A 14,787-nucleotide genomic window follows, 5' to 3' on the forward strand; every position below is an offset into this window, starting at 1 on the left:
TTGAAATTTTATTTGATTTAAAATTCAAATTGATAAATCAGATCCAATGTTTGTGCAATCCCAGATGTTGCCTCTAAATATAGACTTGGAATTAGTCTATAACGTAAAGTAAAGGTAGCAAGAGAATCAAAAATACCCACACCATATTTAAGTTGTAGATTAGGTAAAATATAACCACTAACCACGACTTTAGAATTATTACCTGCACCTTGTGTATCGAGTGTGAGGTTTTTAATACCAAAAACATTACCAATGTCCCCAATATATTTTCCTGTTTTTGCAGTTCCTATACCAACAAGCAGAGAAGTCATCATATCGTTTTCACTTTGATCCGTGTTATCAAGACCTTCCCCTCTTATTAAATAGGATAGGGCCTCTTGCTGAGACATGGCGGGATCTGAGAATATCTCAATTTTAGGATCTTCTGATGTTCCTATGACTTTAATCCCCGCGGTGATATTATTGTTATCAATAGATTCTGGATTGCGGATTGCTTCAATATCTAATCTTGCTTGATCGGTAGGTCCAGAAAAAGTAATGATACCTTTACGAATAACTAAATCTTGTCCATAAGCATGAAATCTTCCTGTCGGAATGAGTACTTGTCCATGAAGATCTAAACCTTTGTTAGTTTGTGTAGCAATTAAATTTCCTTTTAAAGCTGCATTTAAACCAAAAGCATCGACAGTAACTTTATCGCCGATATCGATTTCAATATGACTATTGATCTTCATTCCAATTTTTTGTTTTTCAATTACCTTATAATTTTCATCTAACATAACTTCATCAGATGAAATATCAACACTTGATGTAGGTAAAGATTCAACTGTAATTTTACCTTTAGGAATGCTTACTCTACCTAATAGAGTAAGTTCATCTTGAGTTGCATTAATTCTAAGATCAGGAATAATCGACATAACAACCATTGGAGGAACGGTTACTTCCATTGCAGCACCATTTATAGTAAGTTCTGCTTGCCACTTATCAAAAGTATTCCAATTAGCTTGACCATTAATATTAACATCACCAGATTGCGTAGTTAACACTCCTTTTAATGTTGAAGATTTACCGTTGAAATTTATATCCAATATTGCTGATTTAACATCAACAGGAAGTTGTCTTGCTTTTATTTCGCTGTGCCTTAAGTTAATGACGCCATTCAAATAAGGATCCATTAGCGAGCCTGAAAATTTAATAATTCCATCAATAAAACCGTTTGCATAATCGTTTTTATCTAATAATGGGTTAATAATTGCTAATGCAAGATGATCAACAACTAATTGTCCTCTTAATTTTTTCTGATGAGTTGGATCTGTAATGGATAAGGCACCAGTAATTTTACCCAATTGATTTAATGAAAAATCCCAATTTAATTTAGTTATTTGTTCATTTAATTCAACATTTAACTTAAATAAATCAAAAGGTATAGTTAATGTTTCCGATACGATTATTTGTTGAATATATACCTTGGTACCAGTGATATTGGCTTTTATAGAAGGTATTTTATTCAAAGTAGTAAATTTAATATCAGCTTTTCCATCAATACTACCAACTAACTTAGTTTCGCTGTCATTAGGAATAGGTAACTTAGCGAGATCAATGTTTTTTAATGTCACGCTTGTATCTGTATTAGGCGCTAATGATAGAGGTTTATCTAAACAAATACTTGAGCTATTATTCAGCCAACAATGAGCTCCAATGGTAGGCATGTGTGAAATAAAATCAAAAGATAATGGCAATGTTTTAGCTAATTGCCAATGGTTCTTATTACCTAAACTTAATAAAATGTGAGAGATATTTCCAGACCATTTAGTCCTATCTTTAGTAATTTGCCCTGTTAATGATGTAATAATTGAAGCTGGGCTCCCTTCAATATCCACCGATAGGTTATGATGATCCTCATTTCCAGAAAGTTCGATATTGGCTTTTTTAACGGATTCATTTTCAAACTTAATACCTTGCCCAATTAGTTTTAATTGCCCACTAATTTGCTTTTGGTATTGTAATTTACCTGAAAGGTTTGCTGACTCAACAGTGAATTCGTGAAGATTTAAATCACTAACTGTTAGATTAGTATCCATTGTTTGATCGTTGATTGTACCATTTATTTTTACATTTCCAATAATTCTACCTTTCATGCCATTAATAAATAGTGACAGCGATTCTAAACTTATTTTTCCGTTTAAATTGCCTTTATCAGTTGAACCATTAACATTGATTTGATTATTTCCCCAAGCAATAGCAAGATTATTTGTAGTAATTGAATGTTTAGAATCAATTTGCAAGCTTCCGTTAGCCAAAAAATCGGCTTGTTTAATGTCACCTTTTAACTGTAATTCAGAAAGACTTAATTGCCAATGATTGCCCTCTAATATTCCTGTTGTTTTAAATTGACCATTTAAACGAATAGGGAAATTAGGCACTTCTTTACTAATATCTACATTGGTCAATTTTATTTTAGAATCCCATTTTAATGCTTTTCCCCAATCTATATTTCCAGATGCATTGACTTGTCCTTGAGGTAACTGAATCATGCCATGAACAAATGAGATACCTTGATATGTACCATTTCCAACGATATCAAACGTTGCATTCGGAATATTGTTAGCTTTTGTTGTCCCAATCATTGCTAATTTATATTTTTGAACATTGCCATTTAATGATAAATCAAAATTATTTAATTGATATTGTGCATTGCCTTCAATAGGCCATTGAATGTGCTTTCCGCTAATACTTGCCATAACAGGCATATAATTTTTAATAAAATTAATATTCCCTTCTATTTTAGCCTTATTTAATCCTTCAACTGCAATATTGGTAGCTATTTCGCCAAGTAATTTACCTGTAATTTTACCGCTAAGTTGATTATTTTCTGTATTTACTATTACAGATGCCGTAATAGGCCAACAATCACCTAATGTAATATCGCCTGAAACCAAAGCATGGCCATTAGCATGAGGTGTTTTGAAATCGGTTTCGACACGTTTAACCAGAATATAGTTATTGATTATATCGGTTTGAATTGAGGCTTGATTAAACCAATAATCTTGTCCACCAATATGTAATAACCAGTTATCACCGCTTAAACGGCTAACATTGATATCTATAGGAATATGAACTTGCGGAAGTGCTTTAATAATAGGTTTATTAAACCATTGATTAATTTTTTCATTAAATGGTACAGTATTCTTTATTTCTTGATTTACTGAACTTTGTGGTTCATCAGCAAAAATAGCAGTTAAGTCTTGAGCAACAGTAGGGTAAACATAAATCTTATGGTTTATCCAAGTTGCTTTTCCGACAAAGTCTGACATACTAAATGTCATATCATTGATATTAGCTTTAACATTGGTTACGTGTGTATTATAAAGTTCAATTGGTAATGGTGTATTTAAAACAATTTGGTTTTTAGATTCCGGTTTATTAGGATCAGTATTGGTTTTACTGGTAATAATATTAACAGTTACACCATTAGCACCGAAATATTTGATGCATATTTTTGTTTGCATTAAACATGCACTAGATAATTCTAAAAATGCTTCATTAACTTGAATATCAACACCAGGCAATTCAAGCGATAGTCCTTTAATATGCAAATTATGAAATGAGCCTTCAACTTGTGCAATTTTTAATTCTGGTAAAAATTTATCTAAAACAACTGTTGTGAGCTTGACCCCTAAACTAGTAAAAATCATAACAAAAATAAATACAATTAGAAAAATAAAAATAGATAGAATAACAAAACTTCGTCTTTTCCATTTTCTGATCTTGTTTATTTTTTTATCTCTAATTGTTTTTTTCGTCATGTTATAATTCAGTCCCTAAACCGATATAGATATGAATAGAACCAGTATCTTTTCGATTTAGCGGTGTGGCTAAATCAAATTTTATTGGTCCAACTGGTGAAGCCCAACGAACACCAATCCCCGTACCTGTATAAAATTTACTTTTATCGACTTTATCAATTGCCTCGCCGGTATCGGCAAAAAAAGCCATCCACCAAGGTCCTGTTAAATTATATTGGTATTCCAGCGAGCCAGTAATCAACTTAGATGCACCTTTTAATTTTCCTTTCTTATCTTCAGGCGAGATAGATTGGTAACTGTAACCACGAATGCTGCGATCGCCACCAGCAAAAAACCTAAATGATGGTGGAACGCGGTTAAAATTGCTTGCTTGTATTATGCCGAAATTACCACGGGCAATAAATCTATGGCTATTTTTAATCGAGCGGATCCAAGCTTGTTGTGCTTCAAAACGAACAAGGTTAATGCTCGAACCTAAAGATTTACTTGCTACCTCAATTGAATAACGTTGAGAGTCACCCCACATTGATAGTAAATTACCATCGCTACGAAGCCTAGCAAAACTGATGGAAGGATAATAAAGAAAAGTATTGAAACTGGAATCAGCTTGTGTAAAATCGTCTCGTAAAACATTAAAACCGAGTGCGCTTTGCCATCCTTCAAAATTGTCCCAATTTCGGACAATGCCAAATGTAACAGAGCGTGATTTTGTATCATTATTATCAATCTTTTTAAAGCCAGCTTGGATATTATAATAGTATTCAAGTGGTGATTTCTTCATCGGAACTTTATAGCTCAAAGTAACAAATTTTTCAGGAGAGGAAAGTGATAAATTACTTTGAAAGCTTTGCCCTCGGCTATTAATCCATGGTTTACTCCAACCTATTTTGCTATGAATACCATTATCGGTTGAAAACCCAAGCCCTAAATCCATACTATTTTTTTTTCTTGGTGTGGTGATAACATCGATTGGAAGTGATTTATCTGCAGTAACATGAGGAAAGTCGGGAACAACAACAATAGAATTAAACCAGTTAGTTGATGCAAGACGTCGATTTAATATTGATAGCTTTTCTGCGGTATATTTATCACCTTCTTGAAAAGGCACAATATTTGCTAGGTAATCATCACGGATTTTTGAGTTATGAAAATTAACTTTACTAAATTTATACCGTTGACCTGTATCAAAATCAATATTCCAAAAAGCTTGATGATAAAAATTTGAAATAGCTAATTGGTGTACAGTCATATTTGCGTCAAAATACCCTTTTTTTAGGGCTAAATTTTGCAAACTTTTTTTGAAATTTTCATATGTTCCATGATTCAAAACATCCCCAATTTTGGGTAAGCCGATTTTAAGTAAATTATTGTAATCTTTGTCTTTTTTTCCTTCACCGATAATGTTGATATTAAGTTGCTCTATTTTGGTTGGCTCGCCAGCAGAAATATTGACTACCAATGTTTTCGGGTCTGAAACATCGTATTGAAAAGTAGGTGAATAATAACCTAAAGCTTGGAGAGCTTTTTTAGCTTCACTTTCAAAATAACGTTTAAAATTTGGTGTGTTATCAATTCTATTCGGTGATATCAATGAAGTACGTGCATCAACATTATCTGCAAGTTTCCCTGATAAACCTTGAATAGATAACTTCATATCAGCAAAACTTGATGCTGAAGCTATTATTAACAGTAAACACAGTGAACAGGAATATCGTAACACATATACCTCGTGTATTATTTAGGATTCAAGTAATGTGACATGTCCAATATAAGGTAAGTGACGATAATGTTGTGCATAATCAATGCCATAGCCAACAACAAATTCATCAGGGATTGAAAATCCAATATATTTAACATGTACATCGACTTCACGTCGAGATGGCTTATCAAGCAAAGTACAAATTTCAATACTACGCGGATGTCGTAATTTTAAAATAGCCATGATTTTGCTAAGTGTATTACCTGTATCTATAATATCTTCAACGATTAATACGTCTTTACCACAGATATCTTCATCCAAATCTTTAAGGATTTTAACATCACGATTACTTATTACTGTATTACCATAACTTGATGCTGTTATAAAATCAACTTCATGCCCAACGGAAATCGCGCGACTTAAATCTGCCATAAAAATAAAGGAACCACGTAAAAGCCCAACTAAAATTAGTTCATTTTGACTGTTTTTATAATTTTGGCTAATTTCTTGACCAAGTTGTATAACTCGTTTTTGGATATCATCCGTCGATATCATCATTTTTAATATGTGTTTTTTCATTAATAATGCTCAAACTAACTTTTAAAAAATTAAACTAGATTTTAACAATTTTTGCTGATAAAAAGAATAAGTGAAGAAGTTTTTTATCTTATGTTTTAATAATTTGATTAGAATAATCCTGTTTTAGAACAGGCATTCAGTTTAATATATTTTCATTATTGATGCTAAAAGCTAACTTTTTTTGTAAACGCCTTTTTTTAAAAAAGTTACTTAAAAGCACACTACATTCATCAGCAAGTATACCGCCTGTGACATCAGCATAATGATTAATACCTTGATAAGCTAAAATATCAATGAATGAGCCTGCTGCACCTGTTTTAAAATCACTTGCGCCGTACACTATACGTTTGATGCGACCATGAATAATCGCTCCAGCACACATAATACAAGGTTCAAGTGTGACATATAACGTAGTATTAACTAAACGGTAATTGTTAAGATATTTACCAGCCTGCTCAATTGCCATTATCTCAGCGTGAGCGGTTGGGTTATGTGTTGATATCGATTGATTGAACCCTTCACCAATAATTTGATTATTTTCATCGATGATTACCGCTCCAACAGGAATCTCATTTTCTAACTCAGCACGTTTTGCTAACATTAATGCATGGCGCATCCAAAATTCATCTAACATGTCTTTAAAATCATAAGCTCTTTAAATCTAACACATCACGCATATCGTATAAACCGATAGATTGTGAACGAAGCCATAACGCAGCTCGCACGGCACCATTAGCAAATGTCATACGGCTTGATGCTTTATGACTAATTTCAACTCGTTCGCCAATATCGGCAAAAATAGCGGTATGTTCGCCAACAATGTCACCTGCTCGAATCGTTGCAAATCCGATAGCGCCATTAGGACGTTCACCTGTATGACCTTCTCGGCAGTAAACAGCACGGTCTTTTAAATTACAATTAAGTGCATCTGCAATGGCTTCACCCATCGCAAGTGCGGTGCCAGAAGGGGCATCTACCTTATGGCGGTGATGTGCTTCAATAATTTCGATATCGGTATAATCGCCCATGACTTTAGTGGCTTTTTCTAATAATTTTAACACTAGGTTAACCCCCACACTAAAGTTGGCAGCAAACACAATACCAATTTTTTTTGCTGCATCGGCAATGGCTTGTTTACCTGCATCATCAAAGCCGGTTGTGCCAATAATCATCATTTTTTTATTTTCAATACAAAAAGCTAAGTAGGCGAGCGTGCCTTCAGGTCGCGTAAAATCGATTAATACGTCAAATTGATCTTTAGTTTGTTCTAGATTATTGGTAACTTTAATGCCACAAATACCGATCCCAGCAATCTCACCGGCGTCACTACCAATTAGTGATGAGCCAGTTCGTTCAAATGCTGCTCCTAAGGTAACTCCTTCGATTTGCGAAACAGCTTGGATAAGCTGCCGTCCCATTTTGCCACCAGCGCCAGCGATTGCGATACGAACCATATTTGTTGACATATAACTTTCCTTAACTTTTTTATGACTATAGATAAACAAATATTATAGCGGAAAATAAATAACTTATACATGCTTGTTACAGGTAATATTTAATACTTTCTTTCTAAACCGAAAATAACTAAGTCAAAAAAATGGACGCTAATTGCGTCCACTATGATCTTTTAATCACTCTATAGTACTTTTAATAATTCAACATCAAAAATTAATGCACTATATGGTGGAATTGATGCACCAGCACCTTGAGCACCATAGGCTAATTCTTGAGGAATATATAAACGCCATTTTGAACCTTCAGGCATAAGTTGTAACGCTTCCACCCAGCCTTTAATCACTCCATTGACTGGAAATTCAGCAGGTTGTCCACGTTCAACAGAACTATCAAATACGGTACCATCAATTAGTTGCCCCGTATAATGAACTTGTACGCTATCGGTTGCTTTCGGTAATGTGCCATTGCCTTGTTTGATGATTTCGTATTGTAAACCTGATTCAGTCGATTTAATGCCATCTTTTTTGATATTTTCTGCTAGAAAATCTTTACCTGTTTGAGCAATTTTTTCTGCTTGCTTGGCCTTTTCTTTGGTAGCTTGTTCATGCACATGGCGTAATGCTTCATGTAATTCTTGTAATGGCAGAGCCGGTTGATTACCCGATAATACGTCTTCTATCGCTAATTTTAACGCATTAAGTTCTAAATTGTTTAATCCAGATTCTTTTAATTGCTGTCCAATTTGTAAGCCGATAGCATAACTTGCTTTTTGTTCTATTGTTTCTAGTTTCATTTTGTGCCTTTTTTGTTAATGGTAATGTTAATCATAATATAATTAAGGTCGTAGATATATAAATAAATGTCAAGCAGTAATTGTAAATTAAAGCTCATGAATGTTGTTTTATTAAATAATTTTTAAGAATTGATTATTTTGTGTGGCACTTAAAAAAAATATCAGCGATAATACAACTTTACATGATTTTTGAATGGGTTAAATTAATGCAATTTCGTAAATTTGCTGTGCTTTCAATTGTAGCTAGTATTTTATTAAATGGTTGTTCAATGGTTGATACTTTTGTTTACAGGCCAGATATCAATCAAGGTAATTATGTAACTCAAGAGTCTATAGATCTGTTAAAAGTTGGTCAAAATAGAGAACAGGTGTTATTTATTATGGGTACACCAATGTTAACTTCTGATTTTGGTGATAAAGTTTGGTATTATGTATTTCGTCAACAGCCACAGTATGGTGAAATTAGCCAAATAACTTATGCAGTTTATTTTAACGAAAGGGGTATTGTAACTGACATAAAAAATCACACACTTGATGGCTCAAAATCATTAGAAGAAATGAATAAATAGGAAATCTCTGATTTATAAAAATGAATTACATTATCACTGAAAAGGTTTTATGTTCTGATTTTTAACTAACAAAAAATTTAACTGAATAAACTGAAAAACCTCACTATATTACGAGGTTTTTCATATTTTATAGTCAAAAATAAATAAATCATAAAGGAATATTTTCAAATTAATTTGTGAATATCCAAACAGATTCATTATAGGTAATAACCCAAAATATAAGATTTTAACGATAGAAAAATATATTATTAATATCCATATTAACTTCTAATATTTCTACTTATTGTATAATAAAAAAGCGGTAGCTAGAATAACTTAATTAAATTAATTCTTGAGGTATTTTTTTCTTGTGAAATCAACATTAAATCGTTTTTCAATAGCCCCAATGCTTGATTGGACTGATAAGCATTGCCGTTATTTCCATCGTATCTTAACCAAACAAACTTTACTTTATACCGAAATGGTGACGACTGGCGCTATATTATATGGCAAAGGCGATTATTTAGCGTTCAATTTCGAAGAGCAACCAATCAGCTTACAGCTAGGAGGTAGCGATCCTAACGGGCTTGCTCAGTGTGCAAAATTGGCACAGGAGCGTGGTTATAATGAAATCAACCTAAATATTGGTTGTCCGTCAGATCGAGTACAAAACGGCATGTTTGGTGCATGTTTAATGAGTAAAGCAGATTTAGTTGCAAAGTGTATTGAACAAATGCAAAACCAAGTTGAAATTCCAGTTACAGTCAAAACACGAATTGGTATTGACGATTTGGACAGCTATGAGTTTTTGTGTGGTTTTATCGACAAAGTAAAACCCTATACCCAAACCTTTATTGTTCATGCTCGTAAAGCGTGGTTATCTGGCTTAAGTCCTAAAGAAAATCGTGAGGTACCGCTACTTAATTATGAACGAGTATACCAGCTCAAGCGCGATTACCCTGAATTAACTATTGCTATAAACGGTGGAATTAAAACCATTGATGAAATAAAGCGTCATCTACAACATGTTGACGGCGTAATGGTTGGTCGCGAAGCTTATCAAAATCCACTTTTACTCACCCAAATAGATTCACGAATTTTTGGTTTAAATACACCAATCATTGACCCTATATCTGCAATTCATGCTCTTTATCCTTATATCGAACAACAGTTAACGCAAGGTGCACAATTAAACCATATTATGCGCCATACTTTAGGCATGTTTAATGGATGCAAAGGTGCAAGGCAATGGCGGCGTTCTATTAGCGAAAATGCTCATAAAAAAGGAGCAGGGATTGAAGTGGTTGAACAGGCTTTAACGTTCATCCAATAATAACTTATAAAATAGTAATTATTTTCACTTAATAGTCGTGATAATTGCAGGTGGTTAATTTGTCGTTATATACTAGTCTACAATTTTCTTAATGGTTTTTATCCAGTGCGTTTAAACTCAAGTCAACAAAAAGCCGTAGAGTATGTATCAGGACCTTGCCTTGTCTTAGCTGGTGCAGGTTCAGGAAAAACTCGCGTTATTATTAACAAAATTACTTACTTAATTCGGGTAAAAGAATACTTACCTAGGCATATTTTTGCGGTAACTTTTACCAACAAAGCTGCGCGCGAAATGAAAGAACGTATTGCTCACTCATTAAGCAAACAAGAGACAAGAGGGCTAAAAATATCAACCTTTCATACATTAGGGCTGGATATTGTTCGAAAAGAATATAAACACCTTGGTATTAAATCTAATTTTTCATTATTTGATGATCACGACCAAACGGCATTACTAAAAGAATTAACACAACAATGGTTAGATGGCGATAAAGACCTTATTAACCAACTGCGTGCAACCATATCTAATTGGAAAAACGATATAGTTGATGCAACTATTGCTATGGCAAGGGCACAAACCAACAAGGAAAAGCTCTTTGCACACTGCTATCAACTTTATGAAAAACAGTTAAAAGCTTGCAGCATATTAGATTTTGATGATCTTATATTATTGCCAACACTCTTGCTAAAAAATAACGAAGAAGTCCGCGAAAAATGGCAAAATCGCGTACGTTATTTGTTGGTTGACGAATACCAAGACACCAACACCAGCCAATATGAATTCATTAAATTATTAGTTGGAAACCGTTCTAAATTCACCGTAGTAGGGGACGACGATCAGTCCATTTACTCGTGGCGAGGGGCACGCCCACAAAATTTAGTTCACTTAAAACAAGACTTCCCGAAATTAGAAGTGATCAAACTTGAACAAAATTATCGATCATCGGGTCGGATTTTAAAAGTGGCGAATATTTTAATCGAAAATAACCCTCACATCTTTGAGAAAAAACTTTTTTCCGAATTGGGTTATGGTGAAACAATAAGAGTAATATCAGCTGATAACGAAGAGCATGAAGCCGAAAAAGTGGTGAATGATCTAATTGGTCACCATTTTGCGAATAACAGCCAATATGGTCAATACGCAATATTATATCGTGGCAATCATCAAGCTCGATTAATTGAAAAAATGTTAATGCAATACCGCATTCCTTATCGAATTTCTGGCGGTACCTCATTTTTTTCGCGGATTGAAATTAAGGTTCTCATGGCTTACTTACGTTTATTAACCAATCCTGATGATGATAATGCTTTTATCCGTATTATCAACACTCCAAAACGCGAAATAGGTCCTGCAACAATTCAAAAATTAGGTCAATGGGCAAATCATCGAAGTGTTAGTTTATATCAAGCTAGTCATGACATGGGGTTAACTGAATTCCTTTCAGGAAAACGTATGGAAACTTTGCACACGTTTATCCATTGGTTTGATACACTAATCCAAAAATCCCACAGTGAACCAATGGAAGCTATTCATCAACTTCTGCATGGCATACACTATGAAAGTTGGATTTATGAAACATCCCCATCTCCAACGGCAGGGCAAATGTGTATGCGTAATGTTGAACAAATGGTCAGTTGGTTAAATGACATGTTACAAGGTGATGATATTGATGAGGCTATGAACTTAGAACAAGCAGTAGCGAGATTTACCTTACGTGATATGTTAGAGCGCAACGAAACCGAAGAAGAATTTGATCAAGTACAACTTATGACTTTACACGCATCAAAAGGGTTAGAATTTCCTTATGTATACCTAGTTGGCATGTCTGAAGGGCTATTACCACACCAAAACAGTATTGATGAAGACAATATTGAAGAAGAAAGACGTCTAGCTTACGTAGGCATCACCCGCGCACAGCGTGAGCTAACATTTTCATTTAGTCGTCAACGCAAGCAATTTGGCGAAACTATACATGTTGAACCAAGTCGATTTTTGTTAGAACTTCCACAAGACGACTTAGAATGGCAAAATCAAAGAAACGAATTATCCCCTGAAAAGAAAATGCAACAAGGACAAAGCCGACTAGCCATGCTAAAAGCGCAAATTGCTAATGCCAAATAAGTTACAATATTTCAAATAATAGTAGTAATAGCATTTTTATTATAAAAAACTAACTAAAATACGAAAAAATAAGGTATATTGATGATATTTTGTTAATACAAACTGATAAATTATCAAAAATCATTGACGGATCAAAATAGCTTTATATAATACTCGGCGTATAGTCAACAAATCATATCTATCATGTCTCCTTAGCTCAGCTGGATAGAGCAACGGCCTTCTAAGCCGTAGGTCACAGGTTCGAATCCTGTAGGGGACACCATTAAAACCCAAGGTAATCAATTATTTACAGTTGTAGAATTCAATGCTTGATATTATTTTTATATTCTTCAGTTAATTCTTTGTTATACATTTTTAATCCCCAATTTGTTTTATCTATTTCAATGACGACAATATAACTCTCATCAAAAAAGTTAGTTTTTTACTAGCTACTTTATTAAATTTTCACAATAAAAACGCATAATGATGCAAAATCTCAAATTCTAGATTTATCAGCTGAATTACGAGGTTAAACAATTAAATTAATTGAAAAACTGGAGCAGTTTGGGAAAATGCAAATGCTACATAGTAAATCATTAGGTGGTGGGTTATTTGAATTACGAGCGTTAGAGAGCAATAATATAGCTAGAACTATTTATATATATCAAAAAAAGTAATTTTTATTTTACATGCTTTTGTTAAAAAAACACTAGCTGGCGCATTACAAATAGCACGTAAACGACTATAGGAGATGATTAACGATAAGTAAAAAAGTACAACATTTAGTTAAATCAAACAGCATGCGCTCGCAGATCCAGTTGCACAGGCTGCGTATGATGAAGCAGAAAATGAGTGGAAATTAAGTGAATTATTGCTGGCAGCGAGAGAATATGCATAACTACCTCAAACTGAGCTAGCACCACTAAATACAAATATAAAAACGATTTTAAAATATTTAAGCGGGTGTAATGTAAAAATGAATATGAATTTATCTACACTATAAACTATATAAAAAATAATCACACAGTAGTAAAAAAGCTTTTAATTTATTTTGCGAGCAATTGATTATTATTTTTCCTGCATCATCCGCAGTTTTGAAAGATGAAAACTCAAGGAAAACGGAATAACTAAACTGGAATATTTGCGAGCGGGGCTAAAAGTGGCTAGAGCGCAAAATAACGACTTTTTACCGTCTACAGGTAAATTTATTGGGTGGTGTAAGCAAGGAATATCTGAACAGATAAGACCACACCAGCGGAACTAATTAGGATGTTAATGGGTTTTAGCGCTCAAAGGGGAATTATAGAGGCTGAGAATTACCCGTTTTCAAATAACGCTTGTTATTGGCTAGTTACAGATTTGATGAGTGAATCGAGAGAGTATTTTATTTAAAAAGATTTATTGGAACAAACTCGTATAGCGTTATCAGAAATGACAAAAAATTATTAATGGGGGAGAAATATCGAAACAAGTTAAACGAATTAGTAGTGAGCCAATTTCTATAACGCTAACGCGAAAAGAATCATTTAATTGAATACAAGAAATTAAGCGCAAGTGTTGATTTGCATATAATCATTAGTAGCTAGATACAAACAGCGGTAAGTTTATCTAGACGTTATCTGATAACTATATCAAAATTAAAATTAAAATGATTTTACCTTATAACAAGATTTTATTGCGAAACAGCATAGCGATGAATATGTGATTATTAGCTAATATGGGACAATTAGTAAAAAAATTACTATTGTTAAAGAAAATCATTAATCATTTGATATGACCAGAATTTTAATGTTAATCTAACAATTAGTAAGCTTATGGTATTGGTTTTATCCATTAATATAGGTGAGATAATTCTATACTTGAGTTTTAATTTTACTGTATATTTGCTATATATGTTGAGTTATTTCATCTATTAGGAATCAGGTCATATGATTTTAGGTAATATCAATCATTTAGCTTTAATCCCTTATTTGCCAGCTAAAATAAAACAATCTATTGAATATATAAAAGATAATGTAAACCATAACACGCCTGTTGGACGATATGATATTGATGGTGATAATATCTTTTTTATACTGTCTGATAGTACATCACGTGATATTGATGAAGCCAATCCTGAATATCATAAAAAATATATTGATGTACAAATTGTTTTAGAAGGGCAAGAGGGGATGGCCGTTAATACATTACCGCCTTATACCAAAGTAATTGATGATCAAATCGAAACAAATGACATTGCTTTTGTTGAAACGCCTGAAGAAGAAAAATTAATAATTATGCAACAAAATGATTTTATTGTTTTTTTTCCTTATGAGGTACATAAGCCTTTATGTTCAATAAAAAAAAATGTTGCAATTGTTCGTAAAGTTGTGGTAAAAATAGCAACTGAAAATTTTGTTTGATGTTTGTTGTCAGCATAACAAAAGTTATATTGTACTACTGTGACTGAATGTTATGCTGAGTCTTTTTTACTT

General features: G+C 33.2%; 12 protein-coding genes, 1 tRNA gene and 1 pseudogene. 8 read left to right on the forward strand and 6 right to left on the reverse strand.

The annotated features are described in order from the left end of the window. Window positions 1-17 precede the first annotated feature (17 nt). The 6 genes from tamB to A9G36_RS01935 all read right to left on the reverse strand — a co-directional run bounded on the left by tamB (window position 18) and on the right by A9G36_RS01935 (window position 8,332). On the reverse strand, window positions 18-3,806 hold the full coding sequence (gene tamB, locus A9G36_RS01910) for an autotransporter assembly complex protein TamB (RefSeq protein ID WP_065585329.1): 3,789 nt from the start codon (window positions 3,804-3,806) through the stop codon (window positions 18-20). A 1-nt stretch (window position 3,807) separates the two neighbouring features. Beyond that, entirely contained in the window at window positions 3,808-5,526 is a 1,719-nt protein-coding gene (gene tamA / locus A9G36_RS01915; protein WP_065569069.1) for an autotransporter assembly complex protein TamA, read from the reverse strand. 18 nt (window positions 5,527-5,544) lie between these two features. Continuing rightward, complete coding sequence (gene hpt / locus A9G36_RS01920; RefSeq protein ID WP_034945176.1) at window positions 5,545-6,084, reverse strand: hypoxanthine phosphoribosyltransferase; 540 nt, start codon at window positions 6,082-6,084, stop codon at window positions 5,545-5,547. 136 nt (window positions 6,085-6,220) lie between these two features. Continuing rightward, on the reverse strand, window positions 6,221-6,718 hold the full coding sequence (gene tadA / locus A9G36_RS01925; RefSeq protein WP_034945179.1) for a tRNA adenosine(34) deaminase TadA: 498 nt from the start codon (window positions 6,716-6,718) through the stop codon (window positions 6,221-6,223). Between the two features lie 10 nt (window positions 6,719-6,728). Next, complete coding sequence (gene dapB, locus A9G36_RS01930) at window positions 6,729-7,550, reverse strand: 4-hydroxy-tetrahydrodipicolinate reductase (RefSeq protein WP_065569070.1); 822 nt, start codon at window positions 7,548-7,550, stop codon at window positions 6,729-6,731. 170 nt (window positions 7,551-7,720) lie between these two features. After that, the gene (locus tag A9G36_RS01935) at window positions 7,721-8,332 is read right to left on the reverse strand and encodes an FKBP-type peptidyl-prolyl cis-trans isomerase (protein WP_065569071.1); all 612 of its coding nucleotides are present in this window, start codon (window positions 8,330-8,332) and stop codon (window positions 7,721-7,723) included. A 206-nt stretch (window positions 8,333-8,538) separates the two neighbouring features. On the opposite strand from A9G36_RS01935, the gene bamE reads away from it, so the two are divergent. The 8 genes and pseudogenes from bamE to A9G36_RS01960 all read left to right on the forward strand — a co-directional run bounded on the left by bamE (window position 8,539) and on the right by A9G36_RS01960 (window position 14,715). Continuing rightward, the gene (bamE, locus tag A9G36_RS01940) at window positions 8,539-8,901 is read left to right on the forward strand and encodes an outer membrane protein assembly factor BamE (protein WP_034946092.1); all 363 of its coding nucleotides are present in this window, start codon (window positions 8,539-8,541) and stop codon (window positions 8,899-8,901) included. 385 nt (window positions 8,902-9,286) lie between these two features. Further along, complete coding sequence (gene dusA, locus A9G36_RS01945; RefSeq protein ID WP_081295275.1) at window positions 9,287-10,213, forward strand: tRNA dihydrouridine(20/20a) synthase DusA; 927 nt, start codon at window positions 9,287-9,289, stop codon at window positions 10,211-10,213. Window positions 10,214-10,318: 105 nt separating this feature from the next. Beyond that, window positions 10,319-12,334, forward strand: coding sequence for a DNA helicase Rep (gene rep, locus A9G36_RS01950; RefSeq protein WP_065585331.1), 2,016 nt, complete (start codon window positions 10,319-10,321; stop codon window positions 12,332-12,334). Between the two features lie 185 nt (window positions 12,335-12,519). Next, a tRNA-Arg gene (locus A9G36_RS01955) sits at window positions 12,520-12,596 on the forward strand. Between the two features lie 295 nt (window positions 12,597-12,891). Beyond that, window positions 12,892-12,990: a type II toxin-antitoxin system RelE/ParE family toxin gene (locus tag A9G36_RS10350; RefSeq protein ID WP_237745925.1), complete on the forward strand. Its 99-nt coding sequence runs from the start codon at window positions 12,892-12,894 to the stop codon at window positions 12,988-12,990. A gap of 443 nt (window positions 12,991-13,433) precedes the next feature. Beyond that, window positions 13,434-13,577, forward strand: a pseudogene (locus tag A9G36_RS10465) (replication protein P); the annotation flags it as partial. After that, window positions 13,577-13,705 (forward strand): hypothetical protein, encoded by a 129-nt coding sequence (locus A9G36_RS10470; RefSeq protein WP_442902648.1) that lies wholly within the window; start codon window positions 13,577-13,579, stop codon window positions 13,703-13,705. The pseudogene A9G36_RS10465 and the gene A9G36_RS10470, both read left to right, overlap by 1 nt. A 536-nt stretch (window positions 13,706-14,241) precedes the next feature. After that, on the forward strand, window positions 14,242-14,715 hold the full coding sequence (locus tag A9G36_RS01960; RefSeq protein ID WP_065569074.1) for a YhcH/YjgK/YiaL family protein: 474 nt from the start codon (window positions 14,242-14,244) through the stop codon (window positions 14,713-14,715). Window positions 14,716-14,787: the final 72 nt, after the last annotated feature.

This window comes from Gilliamella sp. Choc6-1 (assembly GCF_001690385.1).
Taxonomy (GTDB): Bacteria; Pseudomonadota; Gammaproteobacteria; order Enterobacterales; family Orbaceae; genus Gilliamella; species Gilliamella apicola_A.